Genomic DNA, 21,913 nt, shown 5'->3' with positions numbered 1-21,913 from the left:
CGGCCTTGATGGCGGAGGGCCATCTGGAGCGTCACATCCGCAAGATTCGCAATGTGTACGCCGAGCATCGGCTGCAATTGATCGAGACGCTCGCGACGCGCTGTTGCCCAATGACCTCGCGTGGTTGAAGCCGGGCGACCAGGGCATGCATTTCGTACTCTGGCTCGCGAAGGGCACGGATGATCGCGCGGTCGCCGAGTTGGCGGCTCGACGTGGAGTCACGGTGCGTGCAGTGTCGCCGATGTTCGCGCGGGGAACCGCTCGACTCGGGCTGATTCATGGATTTGGCGGGTTCAGCAATGCGCCGATGAAGGCGGCTGCGCAACGGCTTGCCGCAGTGGTAGCAGCTAAGGTTGCTAGACGTCGAACCGGCTCAAGGTAATCGTGGGCAGGGGAGCTGGACAAACGTGCATGACGCGATGCACGGCGCGCATCTCACGGCCGCGAACGTCGCCCCGCGCAGGCACAGCACGCGCCCACGAGAAAAGCGCCGAATGCGGCGGATGGCAGGGCCAGCACGAGAAACACCGTGCCGGTGCCAATAGCCACCCACGCAACGAACGGGGCGTTCTTTCGGGTAATCAGCACGCGTCGGATCATCGGGCATTCAGAACATGGCCGCTCGACGAGGTGCGGCGCCCGGGCGCCAACCGGTTGGCGAGGCATTCGGGAGGAGGGTATCGAGTGGGTCGAGCGGGTCTAGCGGGTCCATGAGGGGCTCCCTGATAGCGATTGGAATACCTGTTTGGCGCAATCGCTGTGCCCGAGCAGATACTTTCGATCACTACGCATGGAGTCGTCGTGCGCCCCTGACGGTCCGTTCATTCCAACCGGCTGGCCTCGCCCCTCGTGAAACTGGCCGGGCGCGTAGCCGCACAGCCGCATGCGATTTCAGTAAGCCAGCGTGCGGCGATGTAACGCATACCGGCAAGCCAAGGCAACGCATTCATGTACAGATACGGCTTGGGGGCAGGCCGGTGCGCCCGGAGACCCGGCACAAGCAGTCTGCTGGCTGCTGGCGCGAGATTTGCGCAACAACGTGTCTCGGGCTCACCGTCGCAAGGCGATCATGAAGACGCGCTCAATCACCTATGTGCAGTGTCCGTGCGGGCACCGCGGTTCGATTATCGAAAGCTTCGATGACGAAGCCATGCCCGACGGTTGGCACTTCAGTTGTCTGCGTGATCTGAAGCACGGGGGCGACTATGAGGGACTCGATCCGCTATTCGCCGACACCATGCCAGCCTGTCCGGCCTGCGGACGATCGTTGGGCCCGGAACACGTCGTTGACCATGGCGAGCTGATTGCCGCCATGCCGGGATAGGGAGCACTCGGTCGTCGAAGCAGGAACCGCGTGCAAGTTCAGCATCAAGCCACGCCGAGCATCGTTCCCCGGCAACGCTTCGTCCCGCAATGACAGGCGTACGCAGCAAGCGCGTCCCTGCGCGATGCGCGCGGCACCTCCAGCGCGTAGTCGATGAAAAGCTCCTCGCCCGGCGCGATGTCGCGGATCGTCACGATGTACACGCGCCCCGCCTGCTCGACCGCTTCGCAATTCGCGACGCAGGCATGGTTCAGCCAGCGCGCGCCGTTCCCTCCGCGGCCGCCATCGATCACGTGGCCGCCGGACAGTCCGAACAGGAACGTGTGTCCGCCGTCCGGACGGGATCGGTACCAGCGCGCGGCTTCGCGCCAGGTCGTCACGAGCCCTTTGTATTCGAAAATGCGAACGCCGGCGGGCAGCGCCTGAAGCGCGAAGACACCTTTGCCGTGTATCGGGGAACGCCTGACAGAGATACGTTTCATGCTATGCGAGAGGAGTGAGGTAGACGCCAGTATCATCTTGACCGAACGCCGTGAGCGCGGCATCCGGACGGGTCCATCTTATCCGCTGCCGTGGTGATGAAGTGCGGGCCGTCACGCATTTCGATTGCTATCCGGTCATCGTATCCCTGGGCGAAACAGGTTCTGGCGGCTAATGGTCTTGCCGGAGATCGTAAAGACGCCATCGTCGGCGCTCCAGATAGCGCCGCACCCGCTCGACGGGGTAGTGTGTTTGGCGTTCGGATAGGTCACGGTCAACGTAGGCGGGATGGGGCAAGACGGTGGGAGAAAGTGTCGGCCAACAAATCGCTGAAACAGCACGTATCATTCCACGGGGCACCTGATCACGCCTCAGCAAATTTGCCGGCAACCAGGCGCGGCCTGTCTGGATGAGCGCTCGCCTCGACCGGAACCCGGTGCTGAGGCGATCCCTGCGGTGCGAGATCCACGGCAGCGTCCGGCGCCGACGACGCATGCCGCTGTCGAAGCGGTCACAAACCGATAGGGAGCATTCCAGATGAGTGATAAGAGTTGGGACAGAGTGCCGATCGACGCGCAAAGTATCGACGCGCCCCTGTCGCGCGCAGCCGTCTTTCTCGTGGTTACCGTCGCCAGCGACCGGGCCGCTCTTACCAGCCTCTGTTCAGCGCTCGATGGGCTTGATGATCTCGTCAAGACCGTCGGGTTCCGCGATCTTTCTGCCCGGCTGTCATGCATCGTCGGCATCGGACGAGGTCTGTGGGATCGTCTCCATGTCGATCAGCAACCTCGGGAACTGAAGCCGTTTTCGCCGATCCGGGGCACCGTTCACACGGCGCCCGCGACACCCGGCGACCTGCTGTTTCATATCCGCTCCGACCGTCCCGATCTGTGCTTCGAGTTCGAACGCATCCTGCTTGACAGTCTCGGCGCGAGCGTGAGCGTCGTGGATGAAGTGTCGGGCTTTCGCTATTTCGATGCGCGCGACCTGCTGGGCTTCGTCGACGGCACGGCCAATCCGACCGGTCTGGACTTGCCTGCCGCGGCGCTAGTCGGCGATGAAGACGCGGATTTCCGCGGCGGCAGCTATGTCGTCGTGCAGAAGTATTTGCACGATCTAAGCGCATGGGCGCAGATTCCGACGCCCGTGCAGGAAGCGATCATTGGTCGAACGAAGATCGACAACATTGAAATCGACGACGACGACGCGCCGCGCAAGTCCCACAAGTCGCTGGCCACGATCGTGGATGCCGACGGCAACGAGCACGATATCCTGCGTGACAACATGCCGTTCGGCCGGCCCGGCCAGCGGGAATTCGGCACCTATTTCATCGGCTATTCACGCTACTTGTGGGTCATCGAGAAAATGCTGGAACGGCTGTATGTCGGCGATCCGCCGGGCGCATACGATCGGCTGCTGGATGTCTCGACGCCGCACACCGGCGCGACCTTCTTCGCCCCGGCGCGTCCGATGCTGGAGACCCTCGTTCGGGCCGCCCAGCAGAAGCTTTCGGCTGCGCAATAGGCTGGCAGGACAGCTGGTTGGAGCGCTGCGATGGAGTGAGTCTGCCTGTTTCAGGAGAGCAGGAGACCGCTATCGTCCTTCCGATAGGGGCAGAGTCAAGTCTGCGTGTTATCCGATGAAGCGCGCCGCGCTGCCTGGAAGGCATCGACATATCGCAGCGCCTGCTCGCACTGGTCGAGCGTGAGCATGTGAATTGAGCCCGGCATCGGATCGAACCCGACTTCAGTCGCCACCCAGCGGATCGCCTTGGCGCGCGCCTCGAACGTGTTCACACCGTCGCGGCGCACCTTGCCGGCAACCAGCGGTTCCAGCGCGTCATGCAGGCGGCCCTTCGCTTCGCGAAGCTGCGCGTTCGCCAGTCGTCCGAGCGGGACGTTGCGCGTGCTGCGCGAATGCACGCCGATCCAGGCCTGACAGGATGCGCAGATCCAGATCGGCCCGTGATCTTCCCGATAGGGATAGGACTCGTCGCCAGCGCGGGCGAGCAGTGCGCGCGTACCGCAGTAGTCGCACAGCGGTTGCGGTAACGCCTTCACAGGTTTGCCTACGCGCATCCGGGCGCCTCCGGGGACAATGCAGGGAATCTCATAACGCGGGTCCGATTAGCAGCAGGGGCGAACAACTATACGATTTTAGCGGGCCTGGCTGGAAATGCCCGTCGGCCGTCGATGGCGCGGGCATACATCGGGCGTACGCGGGTTGGCGGCCGAGAATATATTGAAGGGGGCGCTCGTGGACGGGCTACAAGCCCTGGGTCGGATTTCGCTCGGGTGCTTCAGGCGCCGCCGGCTATATCAACGGCTTTAAGCCGGCTAAGGCCGGAGCCCTTGATGGCAACCACAGCATTCGTCCGCACTGACGCCGACGAGGTCAGAAGCGCTCGGCAATGTATTTGAACGGATAGTCCGATTCCTTATAGTCATGCGGTTTTTGCCTCTTCGGCAGCGCAACTTTCTTGCGCGGCATTGCTTTATAAGGAATCCTGCTCAGTAGATCGCTGATGATGTTCAGACGCACGCGCCGCTTGTCGTTCGAATTGGCCACATACCATGAAGCGATTTCGGTGTCCGACGCCTCGAACATCGCGTCGCGTGCACGCGAGTAGTCATACCAGCGGCTATAGGATTTCAGGTCCATGTCCGTCAGTTTCCAAACCTTGCGGCCGTCGTTGATGCGTTCTTCCAGGCGGCGGGTCTGTTCTTCGGGGCTGACTTCCAGCCAGTATTTGAGCAGGATGACCCCCGACTCGACGATCGCCCGCTCGACGAGCGGCACCGCCCTGAAGAAGAGATCGACGTCCGCTTCGGAGCAGAAACCCATCACTCGCTCGACGCCCGCGCGGTTGTACCAGCTGCGATCGAAGATCACGACTTCCCCCGCAGCCGGCAGGTGCGGCACATAACGTTGCAGGTACATCTGGCTCTTCTCGCGCTCGCTCGGCGCAGTCAGGGCGACCACGCGAAATACGCGCGGACTGACCCGTTCGGTAATCGCCTTGATGGTGCCTCCCTTGCCGGCGCCATCGCGGCCTTCGAAGACAATGCAGATCTTGGCTCCCGTTTGCACCACCCATTCCTGGAGTTTCACCAGTTCGACGTGCAAGTGGAATAGCGCCTTCCGGTACTCCTTGTACGAGAGCGGCTTGCCTTCCACGGACGGGTCTGTTTTTGCCTGGGTCTTCGCCATTCCCATATCTCCACACGGTCTCAGCTGACGCGTTTTCCGATGATCCTGTATCAAGGTAGGACGCGGAACGCGGGAAGGCCATACGACCTTGGTCCAATATCGTCGCCAGATCGCGCGGCGTATCTTCCCTGAACACTGTCAGTGGAACGTCGATCCAATGGGGATCCATGCGATGACGATTACCGTCCGGCGGTGTCTATCCGCGGCCGGGTGCTGAAACGCTAAAGGCGCGTTCGACTGGATGATGAGAACAATCACATGCCACGCGCGGCGGGAGACCTCATGGACGCTACCGGTCTAACGAACCAGCAAGACATCGACACCCGCGAGCCGATTCTGGACACAGTCGATCGGGTGTCGGAATTGTGTTTTGGCCTGTTCATGGCGCTAACATTTGTGGGCGCCGTGTCGGCCGCCACAGCCGGCGAAGAGGCCGGGCGAAAAATGTTCTACACGGCACTTGGGTGCAATCTCGCATGGGGGCTGGCCGACGCCGTGATGTTTCTGGTGCGCACGCTGACCAATCGCGGCCGGCGGCTGACGCTTGCGCTGACCGTGAGACATGAGCCGAATGCGGTGGCCGGAGTTGGGGCGCTTCGCGCGGCCTTGCCCAGGTGGATCACGCCCCTGATCACCGATGCGGAACTGGAACTCATCCGGGCACGCCTTGCCGCCATCCCGGATTTGCCGCACCGCCCACGCTTTTTGCGCGATGACATCGTCGGTGCGGCGGCAATCTTCCTGATCGTGGTCTTCGCGACTTTTCCCGTTGCGTTGCCGTTCGTCCTGTTCAGGGACGTCCCGACGGCGTTGATCGTTTCGCGTGTGCTGACGATAGTCATGCTGTTCGGCAGTGGGACGGCGCTCGGCCGCTACTCCGGGTTCGGCGGATGGAAAGCGGGCTTTGCGATGGCGGCAGTCGGCGTCGCGCTGACCATGGCGATCATCGCGCTTGGCGGATGACGCAGGGTTGGTTTTCCCTGATGGCGTTCAGGCTCTCAGCGCACGCTCGCGAAACTGTGATTCGATGCCCGCACTTTCAGGCGATCGGCCAACGATGTCGTCCGGCGGCCATTGAGCCGGAATTCGCAAGCACGTTCGTTCGTCAGGCATTCCTCGGCCTGTGCGGTCGCCGGCTGTAAGACCATGGTCCGATTTCCCGATTGCCCCGTCGTGACATCATGCAATCGGAGGCGCTGCCGCCGCCGCGCCTCGTAACCCGGACATGACCGTTCGCCATGTCCGGCTGGATCTGCGCGTCTACGCCGTGCGGGCACAAAGGGTAGACCCGGTCAGAGTTCGCCGGGTCATTGCGCACGGCGCGTGTGATAGAGCAGCAAGACAAGCCGCATTGCGGCCAACTGTTGGAATGCGATAGAACAAAGGACCGAAGCGGCCAGACATAGGGCCTGGCGATTCGCACTGTAACCACAATGGAGTTCGATAATGAACAGACGGAACTTTGTGCAAAATATTGCGATTTCAACCGCTGCTGCGAGTTTGGCTCTTACGGGTTGCACTATGACATCGGGAAGCGGCAAGAGTCCCGAAACCAACGCTGCAAAGCGGCAAGAGATCGATTCGGCCGTGAACGGGACGTTGTCGCGATTGTTCACGGCGGTAGGCGGTTCACGTGAACTCGTATCAAAGGCCCAAGGGGTGCTGGTTTTCCCTGATGTGAAAAAAGCGGCCTTCATTGTTGGCGCCGAGCACGGCAACGGCGCGTTGCGTGTCGGTGGCGCGACAGTCGGCTATTACAGCACGACGTCCGCTTCATTCGGATTTCAGGCGGGCGTCCAGTCGACCGCCATCATTTTCCTCTTCATGACGCAAGCCGCACTGGACAAATTCCGCAGTACGTCGGGCTGGTCGGTTGGGGCCGACATGGGGGTCTCGATTGCGAAAGTAGGCGCGAACGGTGCAATCGACACATCGTCCGTGTCCTCGCAGGTTGTGGCGCTAGTATTGACCAACCAAGGTCTGATGGCTGATATCTCTCTTGCTGGAACAAAGGTGAGCAGACTCGACCTGTGAACGCGCGGTGCTCTTCTGCAATGCCTATTTGATCATCGGGGTCAATGCATGCCGAATCGTTATGCGGACCTGCGATGGTACACGCCAGAATGCGATGTCCCGAAGCGCGCCGTGAAATGGTCGGGATGGACCGCGTATTTGAGCGCTAATCGGCTTGCGCCAGCCGAACAACCGAGTGACAACTCAAACGGCGTGCTGTGAGCGGTGTGATTGCGTCGCAGCAAATCGGACTTCGAAGCCGTGATGAAGCACGGCTTCCGAGCGACGTCGTCTGCAAATACCGTAAAGCCATATCCCGTCGTGCATTGGAGCGCGAGTGACCATCTCCCGCGGGCGTGCCGGCATGAGGTCTAGCGACGCAAACTGTGACGATGCGGCTCGCTCGCGGGTCCCAGCAGGAGCGTCGCAAGTTACACCCGTCCTTTTACGCCAACAGGATTGAGGTTACCCCGGAGCGCGTCGGCGGTATTACTCTCCATTTAGCGAGCGTTCGAAACGACTCGCCATTCACGGCGCAGCGTGGGACATATCTTCGTTTGACGCTGCACATATACCCAATGAAGATTCCGATCCACATCACGAATTAAACCGCATAACTATCGGTATATTTTGTTGTTGGCTGAAAGGCGCTATCAAAATCGATTACGTGGCGAAAAAAACCGCTCACCAGCCCAGAAACATCAATTAAATGGTTCCATAGACGTGTCATATTATCTCTGCAGGGTTAACCACGAGCATGCGCGGGTTTCTGCTTGACGATGGCAATCAAGTCGCCACGGCAATAACGTGAAGGTATGCAAACTTCACGGAGTTGTTTGACGGGTCGCGAACGCGGCCGCCGAATCGCTTTTCTCTAGGGGCAACGGTGCTCGGGGCATTTTTTAAGCGTGCCTAATTAACTAGATATGAAATCGACCTGTCCGCGCCCCTTGATTGCTCGTACGCTTTATAAAGTGCCGAGCACTTCGCAGACTGAGATCCCCGACTGAGGAAAAAATTGCTTCAATTTACTCGTGGAATTAAAGTTTGAGATCCTATACTGTTTCCAAGTTACCTATTGTACGAAGCGAACTTCGCAAAATCGGTTAAGTAGCGTAGGCTGGGTAAAGAGGCTGCCGGCCGGGTAACTCCACACATGCACTAAATATTGGTTACGGAGAGGCCGATGATCAATCTGCTTGTGCGTGGCAAAGGCCTGATTCAAGAGGTGGCTGATTTTGCTATCGCCTGCTATGCGTGGCGTCATCCGTCTCGAAGCTCCCACAGCGATGCGCATGCATTTCCCTCCAGCACCCGATCGAGTCGTCAACACGGACATCGGCGCCTGAGGACATCGGGTTCCGATTTTATCGTTCTCCATGGCGATGTCGCCGATATGCCGAAAAAGCGCATTACAGCCGATCAGCATCAGCATGGCGGCCGAAAACCGGCATGGCGAGGGTATCCGGGCGCATGCATTGCATGGCTGTACGGAGACGGACGCGGCAGGCGCCGGATACTGGACGAAAGCATGCCGTTGAGGGGCGCCCTTGAAATGTTGCCGATCCCGATCCTGACGGTCGATCGCCACAATCGGATAACCTTCGCGAATGCCAAAGCGATAGATCTGTTCGGATACAGCGGGGAAGAGCTGATCGGCGCATCGATCGAGATGCTGTTCCCGATTCACGGCTTGGACCGTGGTCATTCGGCGTCCGCAGACCGTGGTGTCCAAAGCGGCATCTCCGACGCGGCAACGACACAGATGCTGGTTGCGCGGCGGCGTGACGGTGAAGGTTTTCATGTCGAAGCCAATACGACCAGATATGGCGCCTTTGATCAGGCATTGCGGATCATCGCGATAGCGGGTCGCAGCGCATGCCTCGAAGTCGATCGGAACCGCAATGAACTGGTACATCTGGCGCGCGTGTCATCGTTGGGAGAACTCGCGAGTTCTCTTGCGCACGAGTTGAATCAACCGCTTACCGCTATCCTGAGCAACGCCCAAGCCGCGCAAAAATTCATGGAGGCGGAAAACGCCAATAAGGCGGAGCTCCGTGAGGCGTTGGGCGACATCATCCTGGACAGCTGTCGCGCGAGCGAAGTCATCCAGAAGATCCGGACGATGGTACGAAAAGGCGACATGGAGCTGCGGCCGGTGGAGGTTGGCAGTGTGGTCCGGGACATCGCGCTGCTCGTCCATAGCGATGCTATGGCGCGCGAGGTTCGCACGAAATTCGACATTTCCGACCATCTGCCGATGGTGTTCGGCGACAAGGTTCAACTGCAGCAGGTTGTCCTTAATCTGCTGCTGAACGCGTTCGACGCGGTGAAGGAATGCGATCCAACGGAGCGCATGATTGAGACAACAGTGCGAGAAGAGGCTGGGGGAGGCGTACGGATCACAGTGAAAGATCGAGGACAGGGGTTGACTGTCGACAGGATGAGCAAGATATTCCGGCCTTTCTTCACGACCAAACCTCAGGGACTCGGTCTGGGACTTTCTATTAGCCGCACGATCGTGACGGCGCACGGAGGCCAGCTATGGGCGGAGAACAACGAGGACAAGGGAGCGTCGTTTCACATAACGTTGCCTCCGGGAGCGGACCTGCAAAGGCACCATCCCCAGTCGCTTTGAGTCGGGCCGCGGCCCGCGTTTTCATCGTAGACGACGACGAGCGGGTGCGATGCGCACTTGCGCGGCTTCTGCGCGCATCCGGTTACCACGTTGAGTCCTTTGACAGTCCCGAAGCTCTTCTGAATAGAGCCGATCTGGCGAGCGTGCCCGCATGCCTGATTCTCGATTTGCAGATGCCGGGAATGACGGGTCTGGAGGTGCAGCGCAATCTCGACCAGCTTCTCCCCATCGTTTTTCTGACCGGACATGGCGACATCGGCTCGAGCGTTGAAGCGATGAAGGGTGGCGCACTCGACTTTCTACCCAAGCCGGTGTGCGAATCGCTGCTTCTCGCCGCGGTGGATCGCGCACTCAAGCGCGCTTGCGTGGAGTGGACGCAAAGAAGCGAAAGGGCGGAACTTCAGGAACGGGTCAATCATCTCACGCGCCGCGAGCGCGAAGTCATGGCGCTCGTACTAACCGGCCGTCTGAACAAACAGGTTGCCAGCGATCTTGGCGCGGCTGAAAAGACCATCAAGATTCATCGGGCCCGCGTAATGGAGAAGATGAAGGCCCGATCGATTGTCGAACTCGTTCGGCTGGCGGAAAAAGTCGGCGTGCACGCGGCCGACGGCAACTGATCCGGAATGGTCCGATCGGGGCCTCGTGAGAGGAATATCGGACCTGTTCCGTCGAATCAATGCCGCTAGTGGACCAAAGTCCTATATCTCGTCACCGTATCTCCCGTTACGCTGGAACCCCAGATGGTCTATTCATGGAGCGACTGCGTGTTCGCGCCGTCATATGGTCAACCTCAACCAAATCGTTGCTGTGGTCGACGATGACGAATCGGTATGCCGAGCCATCAAGCGTCTGCTGCACTCCGCAGGTATCGGGGCGGAGACATTTTCAAGCGGCGACGAGTTTCTGAATACGCTGTCGGCGATTCCGTCATACCGCCCTGCGTGCGTCATTCTGGACATCCAGATGCCGGGAACCGACGGTCTGGAAGTCCAGCGTCAACTCGCGCCACTGGGCCTGCCGATCGTCATGATCACCGCGCACGACGAGCTTTCCGTTCGGCAGGCAGCCCTTGGGGCCGGCGCGGCAGCGTATCTGCGCAAACCATTCAATGCGGCCATCCTGATCAAGGCCGTGGAAATGGCGATAGACGGTTCGTCGCGCCCCTGAAGCCCGTGCGCTCCGCCTGGTGATATGGGACTAAGGTTTGATGTCTCCCTGTATCCCAGCTACCAACTGAGCTACGTCAGCGCGTCAATCGAGCGGCCGGCCTTTTCAAGTTGACGCGCGGCTATCTGACCCTCCGCATTCGCCTGCCGTCGGCGCGCGCGGGTTCACTGCGCGCGCAGCGTTCAATGCAAATGCAGGAGCACGTGATGAGATACGGGTCTGCTTTACGCGGCGATGATTGCCGGATCCCAGAGCGGGCATGCGGACACATTTGTCCGTCCGTGTACCGAGAATCGTGGGAGGGGATAGGACCAAAGTCTAATTGTTTTATCAGGACCGGAATACCACTATTGGCATGAGCCGGGGGAATTATCGTCGGAAACGCCTTTCATGCGGAGACGGCCTTTTGTGCCTGGAGCTCGCGCCATGGTCAGGTATTTTCAGCTTATCCTCGCCATCCCGCTCTCGCTGCTCGCGCTGGCTTGTTCGACGCGGCAGTCTTCAGCCTCGGGAGACTTTGAGCCTGACGTGAAAGTACGCGCGGCTTTGCAGCGACGGTTCGACACGGAACAAAAGCCGAGGACCGACTATCGAGCGAAGTTGGTATTTTATTCCCGGGCGTAGTGAAGGCGGGGTTCATCGCGGGTGCGCAAGGCGACAAGGGCGTCATGTTCTCTCCCGACGGCAAAGCAGTTGGATACTACACAATTAGAGCCGCCTCAAACGGCCATCAGGCCTGTGAACGCCCGTGTTCACAGGCTATGTCATGACGGACTCAGCAATCAGCTACCACTAACAGCGGCGACAACTGGTCCGTTGCGATCGGCCCGAGCGCCGCGGTGATGGATGCGGGCAAGGCCAGGAGAGTTGACCACACCACGGTGCAGTCCGATGTCTACGCATTCGTATAGGGTCAGGAGGGCTTGATGGCCGGTCTCGGCCTGGAAGGTCCGAGTATAAAAAATACACCCCTTGACACGGGCAACTGCATCCGCCGATCACGGCAGTTTACCTGACCGACACTTTGATGACGATATGAGGAGCAAACTCATGAACAAGCGTCTCTTGTGGTTCGCGATCACGCCAGCCCTGCTGTTCACGGGTATTGCCGTCGCACAACAATACCCGATGATGGACATGGTCGCCGACAAGCTGGTTCAAAGATACCAGCAATCAAGCTGTGAGCAACTGTGGCAGGAGCGGGCCCAGAAGCAGGGCAGGCCGAAGTCTGAGAGAGAGCAGCAGGCTGTACAACTATTGCACGACGACCCGCAGATGCGTGCTGCTTTCATCAGCAAGGTGGCAGCGCCGATTGCCAACAAGATGTTTGAGTGCGGCATGCTCCCCTGAGCGTCGACTGGTGCCGCAAAGCCTGGCTACTCACTGAGACCGCGATGAGTTATGAAAAATTGCAGCGAAGCATAGCGGCCGTCGTGCTGGGCATGTTGCTGGCCGCAAGCGGCAACGCCCAGCAAGCGCAGCATGCGACGAAACATGTGGCCACGCCGGCGGCGAAATCTGCGGTGCCATCATTCCAGCCTGGACTTGAGCAGCGCGCGATCGACATTCTCAAGGCGGCGAGTGCCCGCCTCGCGGCCGCGAAGACGATGTCGTTCACCGCGATCGTTTCGTATGAAAGTCCAAGCCGCCTCGGCCCGCCGCTCGTCTATTCGACCCGATCCGAGGTCATAGTGCAGCGGCCCGACAAGCTCAGGGTCATCACCACAGCAGACGGGCCGCGTTCGGAGTTCTACTACGACGGCAAGACCATGACCGCGTTCTCACCGGCCGAGAATCTGGTCGCTGTCGCCGACGCGCCGCCGACCATCGATGCCGCGCTACAGGTGGCCTTCGATACCGGCGCAATCTATTTCCCGTTCACCGACGTGATCGTCGCGGATCCGTACCAGGACATCGCCGACCGACTGAAGGTCGCTTTCTACATCGGACAATCAAACGTTGTCGGCGACACGACAACGGATATGGTGGCGTATGTCACCGGGGACGTGTTCGTGCAGGCCTGGATCGGCGCGGAGGACAAGCTCCCGCGTCGTATCTACGCGATTTACCTCAACGATCCCGCCCGGCTGCGTCACGTGCTGACGCTTTCCGACTGGAAACTGGACAGTGCGATTCCTGTGGATGCTTTCGTTCCGGCCAACGTGGCCGGCGCGGCACGCATCGCGTTCGCGCGCCCGGACGCGACGGATGCGCCCGGAATGATGCCGCCGCCGAAGAAAGCCAACTCCACCAAAAGTCAATGAGGAGACGCACTGTGAAGAACGTCGTCATCCGTCTGGTGGTTTTTCTTATCCCCGCGCTCGCTGCGGGTGCCGCCGGCGCGTGGTCGCACGCCAACTATTACGGAGGTCGTACGTCACATACGCCCGGTTCCGGGTCTACGACGCGCTCGAACGCTTGGGGGGGCAGCGAAACGCACACCTACGGACAGGGCACGACCGCTACGGGCCGCTACGGCAATACAGCAACGCACGCCCAGGGGTCGGGGCAGACGACCGCCACCAATCGCTACGGCGGAAGTGCGACTCACACCTACGGACAGGGAACCAGCGCGACTAACGGCTATGGTGGTTCGGCATACCATGCCACCGGCTCAGGCTATACGAGCTACACGAGCGCCTCAGGTGCGACTGCGTACCACAGCGCTTACTACGGCGCCAGATACCCGGCTTACCATCCGCCGGTGACGGTGAACAATTACGGATCCACGTGCTACAACTGCGGCGGCTGGTCCACAGCGGGGGCAGCCGCCGCGGGCGTAGCGGTCGGCGCGGCGGTCGGCGCCACCGTGGCATCGGCGAACACCGCGGCAGCGACGTCGAACGCTTATAACGCCGGCTATGTGGCAGGAGCGACTACCACCGCCCCTGTGCCCGCTCCGGTCAGTAACTCGTTTGCGATGGGTGCGGTCTACGCGACGCTCCCGGCCGGCTGCATATCGCCCAAGGTTTCGGGCGGCACATACTACCTGTGCGGCAATACGTGGTTTCAACCCGCCTACGGCGCGAATGGCGTTTACTATCGCGTGGTGCCTGCGCCGTGAGGAGCCTCAAGTTAAAGTCGACTTACTGCATTCGCGTGAGGCAACCCTCGGAGACAGATTCAAGGCCACCTGGCGAAGCTGTGGTGGAGAAAACGCCGCCTCAGCGTGAGCAGCGCACGAGGCAACCGCTCGGGAGACGGTTCCGCGCAGCGGCAAGACGGGCCATTCATTGGGCCGGGGAGGGGCATAGGCGGTCTCGCCCACACGACAACGGCAAACCGCAACCATGCGTTCGGGCTGGCCAAATCTACGAGCGGGGCATGCCTGGGAGCTGTGTTCGAGAGCGACGCAATCTTCCGCCAGACCCTGGTGTCGTTGATATAGCCGAGGGTCACCCTACCGTTTACGTCGACAAGGTGCAGTTGCAGCAGGTCACGCTCATTCTGTTTCACGATGCGTTCGACGCGATGAGCGACGGAGCGGCCTCCCGGCGCGTGGTCGTGATTACGCTAGCCCGGCCGCCCGATGGCATGGCCCGCATCGCCGTGCGCAGTGCGGCCACGGACTCGCCTCCGGCAGGCTGGATTCGGTTTTTACTCCGTTCCATACATCCAAACCCCATGGCCTGAGGCGTGGATTGTCAATCAGCCGCGCGATCGTGGCGCTTCACGGCGGCCGCCTCTGGGCCGAGAGCAATGTTGATCGAGGCACGACGTTCTACGCCACGTTGCCAACCGGGAACGCGGCCGAGCACAAGGAATTGCGATAAGAGCCATGGGATATTCCGAGCCAGTGGTGTTCGTCGTCGACGACGACGATTCCGAACGTACCGCCCTTGCGCGACTGATTCGCTCTGCGGGTCATCGCGTCGAGGCGTTCGCCACGGCACGCGAATTCCTGGCTGCCGCACACGCGCCCGCGTGTCCGTCGTGCCTGGTACTGGACATTCATTTGCCCGACATCAGCGGTCTTCAGTTGCAGCATGAACTGGGCGATGCCTTGCCGATCATCTTCATCACGGGTTATGACGACACCGCGATCGCGGTCCACGCCATGAAGGCCGGTGCGTCCGATTTTCTGGCGAAACCCGTGCGCGACACGGACTTGCTGAGTGCGCTCGAGCAGGCGCTCGGGCGTGCCAGAGTGCTTTACGCGAGCCGCTGCGAACGGGATGCGCTGCGTGGCCGTTTCGACCGGCTCACCCCACGCGAGCGGGATGTTCTGGAACTGGTCGCGACCGGGTATCTGAACAAGCAGATCGCACGCGAACTAGGTACGGCCGTGCAGACTATCAAGGCGCATCGCGCGCGGGTCATGACGAAGATGGAAGTGACCTCGCTCGCCCAGCTGGTGCACGTCATTGACCGTATGGACACACTTTCTTCCGCCGATCGCCGGCTATCCTGGCAGATGTGCCAGACCGCGTGATTCTCAGGCGCTCACAGCGGGGGGGCAAGCTTGATGCCCGCGAACTGGTGGCTGTGTGCCTCGCACCGTGCGGATTTTGCGCCGCTCATCTTCAGGCCGGCCGCCGCACGTCAAGTCGACCGGCGAGGCATCTACTTCGCGGCAGCCGGTTCGACGGAAATGGCGAGTGCCTCGGTATACACGGCATCGACCTGATCGCCCTTTTTGATGTTGGCGAACTGTGCAGGATCCTCCACCTTCAGGTCGAGCGTGTTGCCCTTGGGGCCTCTCAACGTGACGGTCTTGTGTTTGGGATTGACCGCGACCACGTCAGCCACGATTTTCACTTCCCGGCCCAAGGTGCCGCCGGGTTTGGCACCCGCAACCGTGCGCTCGATCGACGGAGTCTCTTCGACCGAAGGCGCGTCGCCGCCTTTTTTCCTCAGGTTCAGCGTAAGTGATTCCCGGATGCAAGTCTATGTTTATCAGCACGGTGCTGATAGTGGACTTTGGTCCTGGAGAGGCAAGCACGTTCTCGTGACTTCCGGCGACGGCACAGCTCACCTTGAGGATGATAGGACCAAGGTTCAATACCGCAATCCGAATATGTCTCGTAGTCTAGGTGCTTGGGGCATGCACACGCGCACAAGTTGACGCCACTGGACTATTCATAATGGGAAAAGCCCAACCATTTGTGGTCGTCGTCGATGACGACGAGTCCGTGAGCCGGGCGATCAAACGGCTATTGCGTTCGATCGGGGTCGCGGCGGAGTCGTTCGCGAGCGGAGAAGCATTTCTCGAAGCCTTGCCGTCAATCCGCTCGTATCACCCGGCGTGCGTGATTCTCGATGTTCAGATGCCTGGGTTGAACGGACTGGAGGTGCAGCGGCGCCTGGCTGGCAGTGGCTTGCCTGTTATTTTTATCACCGCACATGACGACATCGGCATACGCGAGCAGGCGCTGTCTGCCGGCGCTCTGGCGTACCTGCGCAAGCCGTTTGATGACGAGATCTTTTTCAGGGCAGTACGTTCCGCTCTGGGCATGGAGTAGGCGGGCGGATCGGTTCAGTGCGACCGCCTCGCGTATAAGACCAAAGGCTAATTGTTATTCGTTAGAGACGCGACCAAAATTGACCTTGCTGGATCAGAGCCCAACGTGAGGTGCATCGCTGGCCGTTGCGTAACGCGATCAGAGATCGACCATTTTTTAAGTGGAGCGCGTCATCATGTTCAAATTTTTGCGTCTTCTGATAACGATTCCGATCGTTCTCGCTGCCGTAGCGTGCTCGAACATGGGTTCATCGAGTTCGACGGGCAGCTCCGGGCGCCCGGACCTCGAACAGCAGGCACGCGACGCGTACAAGACACTGATTGCGACGACACCGAAAGCCGCCGACCTGAGGAGCGGCGCAACCGCCGTTCTGGTGTTTCCGAGCATCATCAAGGCGGGTCTGCTTGTAGGCGGCCAGGAAGGCAACGGCGTATTGTTCGACCCCAACGGCAAGGTGCTTGGCTACTACAACCTGACGGCGGTTTCGTATGGTCTGCAGGCGGGCGCGCAGGATTTTTCCCAGGTGATGTTCCTGATGACACCCGCCGCGCTTAACTACCTGAACTCCAGCGACGGCTGGTCGGTTGGCGTGGGTCCGAGCGTCGTGGTCATGGACGAGGGAAAGGCCAATTCGATGACAACCACCACAATGCAGTCCGATGTCTACGCGTTCATCTTTGGCCAGTCAGGCCTGATGGCAGGCATGGGCGTGCAAGGGCAGAAGATTACGCAGACCGGTCGCTAATGTGCTGTATGACTCATACCGATCGGCGCGGCAGTTCGAACTGTCACGTGTGTCAACGCCTGGGTCAAAGAGGCCTGACGGGGGGTGTCATGAAAGTATCGCCGTGCGTCACAGCCGGACTGCCCGGGTTTCTGGTGGCGCCGTGCCAACCAGGCTGCGGCCCAACAACAGCAGGCGGGGCAGCAGCAGGTCTCGCAGGAGATGGCGACCTTCCCGGGCCGTGGCGGCTTGCATGTCGGGCCGTGGCTACACGGTCCAGTAGGCACCGTTCGTTGGGAGAGTGAGACATCATGAACAGTGCGTGTCTGCGCTTTGCGTCCGGCTCGCCTTGCTGCGCCGGTCGAGGTACGCCCGACAAACCGTGACAGGTGATGCCATGGAATTCGCGCCACTGAATGCCTGTACGCGACGCACTTATCGGGTCGATTTCAGACTCGCGCTCGCTTGTGCAACCTTCCTGCTTTGCACGGGCTGTCACAAGGCGTCGACCGCCCCGCCGGCGACCGTCACCGAAGTGACGGTCATGACGGTTCAACCGCACGACACGCCAGTCTCGATCGAATTCACCGCTCAGACGCAAAGTTCGCGCGAAGTCGAGATTCGCGCACGCGTAGACGGGTTTCTCGACAAGCGCGTGTATAGGGAGGGGGACCTTGTGCATGCCGGGCAGACACTGTTCCTGATGGACCGCAAGCCATTCGAGGCGGCGCTCAAGACGGCCGAGGGCCAGCTTGCCCAGCAGCAGGCAAGGCTTTACGTGACGAAAGCCAATCTGGCGCGCGTCATTCCGCTCGCGAAGCAGAACGCGTTGAGCCAGAAGGATCTCGACGATGCGACCGGCAATGAGAAACAGGCCGAGGCCGCCGTGATCTCCGCGCAGGGCGAGGTGCGGACCGCGGAACTCAATCTGAGCTATACCACCATCAAGTCGCCGCTCGAAGGTCTGTCCAGTTTCGCGAGGCAGCAGGACGGCAGCTATGTGTCCGCTGGCTCGTCGAGCCTGCTCACCTACATTTACCAGCTCGACCCGATGTGGGTAAACTTCAGCCTTTCGGAAAACGAACTATTGAGGTATCGCGCCGAAGCCCAGAGAGGGACGCTGCGGATGCCGGCCAATAGCGACTATGTCGTCACTGTCGTCCTGGCCGATGGCACCGTGTTTCCCGCGGAAGGCCATATCAACTTTACCAACCCTGCCTTTAGCGACCAGACCGGCACCTTCCTCGTACGCGCCTCGTTTGCCAATCCGAAAGGCGTCTTACGCCCCGGACAGTTCGTGCGCGCCGTGGTCTCCGGAGCCGTGCGGCCAAACGCGATTCTCGTGCCGCAGCGCGCGGTCCTGCAAGGTGCGAAGAGTCACTTCGTGTGGGTGGTCGACAATGACTCGAAGGCGCATCAACGCGTGGTCGAAACCGGCGAATGGCATGGCGACGACTGGTTCATTTCGGAGGGACTCAAACCGGGCGAGCGCGTCGTGGTGGATGGGGCAATCCGGGTTGTCGCCGACACGCCGCTCAAGATAAAGGGCGCGCCCGAGGCGGCCCCGAAGCCGACTCCGGCCGCCAACGCATCGCCCGACCAGCCCCTGCATCTGGCCCGCCGGTCCGGCCAGCCCGCGATCGAGTGAGCGACGGTCGATATGAACATTTCTCATTTCTGCATCGACCGGCCCATCTTCGCGTCGGTGATTTCAATTGTCATCACGCTGGGTGGGGCATTGGCGATGTTCAGTCTGCCTATTGCCCAGTACCCGGACATCACGCCGCCGCAGATCACGATTTCCGCGACCTACCCAGGGGCCAATGGGGCGGTGGTCGCGAATAACGTAGCCGCGCCGATCGAGCAGCAGGTGAACGGTGCGGACAACATGATCTACATGTACTCGTCGAGTTCGTCGACCGGCGCCTATACGCTCAACGCCTTCTTCCAGATCGGCACCAACCCGGAACTCGCGCAGGTCGACGTGCAGAACCGCGTGAACCTGGCGTTGCCGCAATTGCCTTCGTCCGTGCAGGCGCAGGGCATCCAGGTGCAGAAGAAGTCGTCGGCGTTCATGATGGTGATCGCCATCTATTCGCCGACTGATCGTTACGATGCCACCTATATCGCCAACTACGCGAACATCTATGTGCTCGATGCGTTGAAGCGCATACCGGGTGCGAACCAGTCGAGCATCTTCGGCACGCCCGACTACGCGATGCGCATCTGGCTGAAACCCGACCGGATGGCGCAACTGGGCATTACGGCGGCCGACGTGCAGCGGGCCGTGGCCAACCAGAACCAGCAGTTCGCGGTCGGGCAAATCGGGCAGTCGCCAACCGGCACCGCCGTCGAGCAGTCGTTTGCCGTCACCACCACCGGGAGGCTCACCGACCCCACTGAGTTCGACAACATCATTATCCGCGCGACGAATGGCGATGCGGCGATCGTGAGGCTCAAGGACATCGGCCGGGCTGAACTCGGCCAGAAAGACTACTCGATCCGCAGCCGGTTCCAGGGCAAGCCCGCCACGGTCATGGCGGTGTATCAGCAACCGGGGGCTAACGCGCTCGATGTCTCGAAGCAGGTGCGCGCGACCCTTGCGGAGATGAAGAAGTCGTTCCCGGAAGGTATCGACTACGAGATTGCGATGGACACGACGGACTTCACCCGCGCCTCCATCTCGGACGTCATCCATACGTTTTTCGAAGCCCTCGTGCTGGTGGTGATCGTCGTATTCGTGTTCCTGCAAAGTCTGCGCGCCACGTTGATACCGGTCATCGCGGTGCCGGTATCGATCATCGGCACCTTCATGGGCATGCTGGCACTTGGGTTCTCGATCAACATGCTGACGCTGTTCGGCATGGTGCTGGCGATCGGCATTGTGGTGGACGATGCGATCGTGGTGGTCGAGAACGTCGAGCGGAATATGACCGTTCACAAGCTGAACCCGAAAGACGCGGCCAAGCGGGCGATGGACGAGGTTTCCGGGCCGGTCATCGCGATCGTGCTGGTGATGTGCGCGGTGTTCGTGCCGGTCGCATTTCTCGGCGGCATCACCGGACAACTGTACAAGCAGTTCGCCATCACCATCGCGATCTCCGTGGTGCTGTCCGGGGTGGTGGCGCTGACCTTGTCGCCGGCGCTGGCGGCGTTGCTCCTGAAGCCCGGTCACCATGAAAAGCGCGGTTTCTTCAAGTGGTTCGATAACGCGTTCGGGCGGATGACGGCTGGCTATACGAACCTGGTCAAGCTCGCCATCAAGCGTTCCGTGATCGGGCTGCTCATTTTCGCGGGCGTGATTGCGCTCGCGGTCGTCATGATGCGCTCGATTCCTACCTCGTTCCTGCCGCCGGAGGACCAGGGTTACCTGCTCGGCGCGGTAATCATGCCGGATGCCGCGAGCCTCGATCGCACGGAGGCGGTCACGCAGCATGTCACGGACTATTTCATGAAGCAGCCGGCCGTGGGCAGCGTGACGATTGTCAACGGCTTCAGCCTGCTCGACAGTCAGAACAAGAACAATGCCGGAACGTTTTTTGTCGGCTTCAAGAGCTTCGACGAACGATACAAGTTCGCCAACATCAAGACCCAGAACGCGCGCGCGGTGCTGATCGACGCGTACGAGCATCTCTCGGCGGTGCAGGAGGGGATCATCCTGCCGGTCAATCCGCCGTCGATTCCCGGCCTGGGCACGACCGGCGGCACCGAGGTATGGGTCCAGGCGCAGGGCGATGCCACCACCGCGCAACTGGCAGGCGTGGTAGACCAATTTGTCGCCAAGGCCAAGGCCCGGCCCGAACTGGCGCGCGTCACGTCGACCTTCAATGCGTCCGCGCAGCAGCTGCTGGTGAACGTCGACCGCGACAAGTCGGAGACGCTGGGTGTGCCGATCGAGGACGTCTACAGCGCGATGCAGACGATGTTCGGTTCGCTGTACGTCTCGCAGTTCAACCGTTCGAGCCGCCTGTGGCAGGTGATCCTGCAGGCCGAACCGTCCTACCGCCTCAAGCCGCAGGATCTCGATCAGATCTTCGTGCGCAGCAAGACCAACAGCATGGTGCCGCTCAAGGCGGTCGTGACCTCGAAGTTCGACACGGGCCCTGATCTGGTGACGCGGTTCAACAATTTCCCGGCCGTGAAGGTCACCGTCAATCCCGCCCCGGGTGTCAGTTCGGGCCAGGTGCTCAACACGCTCGACGAAGTGGGTGCGCAGGTGCTGCCGGACGGCTATAGCCTCGGCTGGAGCGGCGAGGCGTACGAGGCCAAGAAAGCCGGCGGGACCTCCGCGCTCGTGTTCGTGTTCGGCCTGATCATGGTGTTCCTGATTCTTGCCGCGCAATACGAGAAGTGGAGCCTGCCGTTCGGGGTGCTGATGGCCGTACCGTTCGCGCTGTTCGGCGCACTGCTCGCGATCATGCTGCGCGGCCTCGAAAACGACGTCTACTTTCAGATCGGTCTGACGATGCTGGTTGCGCTCGCGGCCAAGAACGCGATCCTGATCTTCGAGTTTGCGGTGCTCAACCGCGAGTCGGGCGAGTCGGTGTACGACTCCGCAGTCACGGCGGCGACCGAACGTCTGCGCCCGATCGTGATGACCTCGCTCGCGTTCATCCTTGGCTGCGTGCCGCTGGCGATTGCGCTGGGCGCGTCCGCGAACAGCCGCCATTCGATCGGCACCGGCGTGATCGGCGGGATGCTCGGCGCGACGGTGATTGCCGTGTTCTTCATCCCGATGTTCTTCTACGTGCTCGAGTCGATGTCAGAGAAAAGCGGCGGCAAGAAGACACCGGGGCCGACCGGCAGCAAGCCCGGCGACGACGCTGCGGGCGGCACAGGCGCTGGCGGCGCTCCTACGATCACGCCGTCGGCCAGACACGAGGGCGAATGAC

19 protein-coding genes and 2 pseudogenes are annotated in these 21,913 nt (G+C 60.8%); 17 read left to right on the top strand and 4 right to left on the bottom strand.

Features of this window, described 5'->3' with window-relative positions:
• Both PQR02_RS09480 and PQR02_RS09475 read left to right on the top strand, forming a co-directional pair.
• Positions 1 to 382, top strand: a pseudogene (locus PQR02_RS09480) (MocR-like pyridoxine biosynthesis transcription factor PdxR); the annotation flags it as partial.
• Between the two features lie 687 nt (positions 383 to 1,069).
• The gene (locus PQR02_RS09475; protein WP_408228801.1) at positions 1,070 to 1,324 is read left to right on the top strand and encodes a hypothetical protein; all 255 of its coding nucleotides are present in this window, start codon (positions 1,070 to 1,072) and stop codon (positions 1,322 to 1,324) included.
• A 44-nt stretch (positions 1,325 to 1,368) separates the two neighbouring features.
• On the opposite strand, the gene PQR02_RS09470 is transcribed toward PQR02_RS09475, so the two are convergent.
• Positions 1,369 to 1,806, bottom strand: a complete 438-nt coding sequence (locus tag PQR02_RS09470) for an SET domain-containing protein (RefSeq protein WP_408228798.1) — start codon at positions 1,804 to 1,806, stop codon at positions 1,369 to 1,371.
• A 535-nt stretch (positions 1,807 to 2,341) separates the two neighbouring features.
• Here PQR02_RS09470 and PQR02_RS09465 point away from each other — a divergent pair.
• Positions 2,342 to 3,328, top strand: a complete 987-nt coding sequence (locus tag PQR02_RS09465) for a Dyp-type peroxidase (protein WP_408228795.1) — start codon at positions 2,342 to 2,344, stop codon at positions 3,326 to 3,328.
• A 95-nt stretch (positions 3,329 to 3,423) separates the two neighbouring features.
• On the opposite strand, the gene PQR02_RS09460 is transcribed toward PQR02_RS09465, so the two are convergent.
• Entirely contained in the window at positions 3,424 to 3,882 is a 459-nt protein-coding gene (locus PQR02_RS09460) for a zinc-finger-containing protein (RefSeq protein ID WP_408228792.1), read from the bottom strand.
• Positions 3,883 to 4,198: 316 nt separating this feature from the next.
• Positions 4,199 to 5,014, bottom strand: a complete 816-nt coding sequence (gene ppk2 / locus PQR02_RS09455; protein WP_408228789.1) for a polyphosphate kinase 2 — start codon at positions 5,012 to 5,014, stop codon at positions 4,199 to 4,201.
• 282 nt (positions 5,015 to 5,296) lie between these two features.
• On the opposite strand from ppk2, the gene PQR02_RS09450 reads away from it, so the two are divergent.
• The 10 genes and pseudogenes from PQR02_RS09450 to PQR02_RS09405 all read left to right on the top strand — a co-directional run bounded on the left by PQR02_RS09450 (position 5,297) and on the right by PQR02_RS09405 (position 15,267).
• Positions 5,297 to 5,977 (top strand): hypothetical protein, encoded by a 681-nt coding sequence (locus PQR02_RS09450; RefSeq protein ID WP_408228786.1) that lies wholly within the window; start codon positions 5,297 to 5,299, stop codon positions 5,975 to 5,977.
• 483 nt (positions 5,978 to 6,460) lie between these two features.
• Complete coding sequence (locus tag PQR02_RS09445) at positions 6,461 to 7,048, top strand: BPSL1445 family SYLF domain-containing lipoprotein (protein ID WP_408228783.1); 588 nt, start codon at positions 6,461 to 6,463, stop codon at positions 7,046 to 7,048.
• A 1,165-nt stretch (positions 7,049 to 8,213) separates the two neighbouring features.
• Positions 8,214 to 9,665 carry a PAS domain-containing sensor histidine kinase gene (locus PQR02_RS09440; RefSeq protein ID WP_408228780.1) on the top strand — a complete coding sequence of 484 codons (1,452 nt, stop codon included), beginning with the start codon at positions 8,214 to 8,216 and terminating at the stop codon, positions 9,663 to 9,665.
• The gene (locus tag PQR02_RS09435) at positions 9,662 to 10,285 is read left to right on the top strand and encodes a response regulator transcription factor (RefSeq protein WP_408228845.1); all 624 of its coding nucleotides are present in this window, start codon (positions 9,662 to 9,664) and stop codon (positions 10,283 to 10,285) included. Before PQR02_RS09440 ends, PQR02_RS09435 begins: the two co-directional genes overlap by 4 nt.
• A 163-nt stretch (positions 10,286 to 10,448) precedes the next feature.
• Positions 10,449 to 10,835, top strand: coding sequence for a response regulator transcription factor (locus tag PQR02_RS09430; protein ID WP_408228777.1), 387 nt, complete (start codon positions 10,449 to 10,451; stop codon positions 10,833 to 10,835).
• 1,050 nt (positions 10,836 to 11,885) lie between these two features.
• Positions 11,886 to 12,185: a hypothetical protein gene (locus PQR02_RS09425; protein ID WP_408228774.1), complete on the top strand. Its 300-nt coding sequence runs from the start codon at positions 11,886 to 11,888 to the stop codon at positions 12,183 to 12,185.
• A 92-nt stretch (positions 12,186 to 12,277) separates the two neighbouring features.
• The gene (locus PQR02_RS09420) at positions 12,278 to 13,099 is read left to right on the top strand and encodes a DUF2092 domain-containing protein (RefSeq protein WP_408228771.1); all 822 of its coding nucleotides are present in this window, start codon (positions 12,278 to 12,280) and stop codon (positions 13,097 to 13,099) included.
• Positions 13,100 to 13,110: 11 nt separating this feature from the next.
• Positions 13,111 to 13,899 carry a hypothetical protein gene (locus PQR02_RS09415; protein ID WP_408228768.1) on the top strand — a complete coding sequence of 263 codons (789 nt, stop codon included), beginning with the start codon at positions 13,111 to 13,113 and terminating at the stop codon, positions 13,897 to 13,899.
• Between the two features lie 508 nt (positions 13,900 to 14,407).
• A pseudogene (locus PQR02_RS09410) lies at positions 14,408 to 14,608 on the top strand (ATP-binding protein); the annotation flags it as partial.
• A gap of 5 nt (positions 14,609 to 14,613) precedes the next feature.
• Complete coding sequence (locus PQR02_RS09405; protein ID WP_408228765.1) at positions 14,614 to 15,267, top strand: response regulator transcription factor; 654 nt, start codon at positions 14,614 to 14,616, stop codon at positions 15,265 to 15,267.
• Between the two features lie 131 nt (positions 15,268 to 15,398).
• Here PQR02_RS09405 and PQR02_RS09400 read toward each other — a convergent pair whose 3' ends face one another.
• Positions 15,399 to 15,584, bottom strand: a complete 186-nt coding sequence (locus PQR02_RS09400) for a hypothetical protein (protein WP_408228762.1) — start codon at positions 15,582 to 15,584, stop codon at positions 15,399 to 15,401.
• Between the two features lie 335 nt (positions 15,585 to 15,919).
• On the opposite strand from PQR02_RS09400, the gene PQR02_RS09395 reads away from it, so the two are divergent.
• The 4 genes from PQR02_RS09395 (at position 15,920) to PQR02_RS09380 (ending at position 21,912) form a co-directional block, all read left to right on the top strand.
• Entirely contained in the window at positions 15,920 to 16,297 is a 378-nt protein-coding gene (locus PQR02_RS09395; RefSeq protein ID WP_408228759.1) for a response regulator transcription factor, read from the top strand.
• Between the two features lie 175 nt (positions 16,298 to 16,472).
• Positions 16,473 to 17,042, top strand: a complete 570-nt coding sequence (locus tag PQR02_RS09390) for a lipid-binding SYLF domain-containing protein (RefSeq protein ID WP_408228756.1) — start codon at positions 16,473 to 16,475, stop codon at positions 17,040 to 17,042.
• Between the two features lie 376 nt (positions 17,043 to 17,418).
• The gene (locus tag PQR02_RS09385; protein ID WP_408228753.1) at positions 17,419 to 18,669 is read left to right on the top strand and encodes an efflux RND transporter periplasmic adaptor subunit; all 1,251 of its coding nucleotides are present in this window, start codon (positions 17,419 to 17,421) and stop codon (positions 18,667 to 18,669) included.
• 12 nt (positions 18,670 to 18,681) lie between these two features.
• Complete coding sequence (locus tag PQR02_RS09380; protein ID WP_408228750.1) at positions 18,682 to 21,912, top strand: efflux RND transporter permease subunit; 3,231 nt, start codon at positions 18,682 to 18,684, stop codon at positions 21,910 to 21,912.
• Position 21,913: the final 1 nt, after the last annotated feature.

The organism is Paraburkholderia sediminicola (genome assembly GCF_046026895.1).
Lineage (GTDB): Bacteria > Pseudomonadota > Gammaproteobacteria > Burkholderiales > Burkholderiaceae > Paraburkholderia > Paraburkholderia sediminicola_C.
This window is presented reverse-complemented; position numbering and strand designations above follow the sequence as displayed.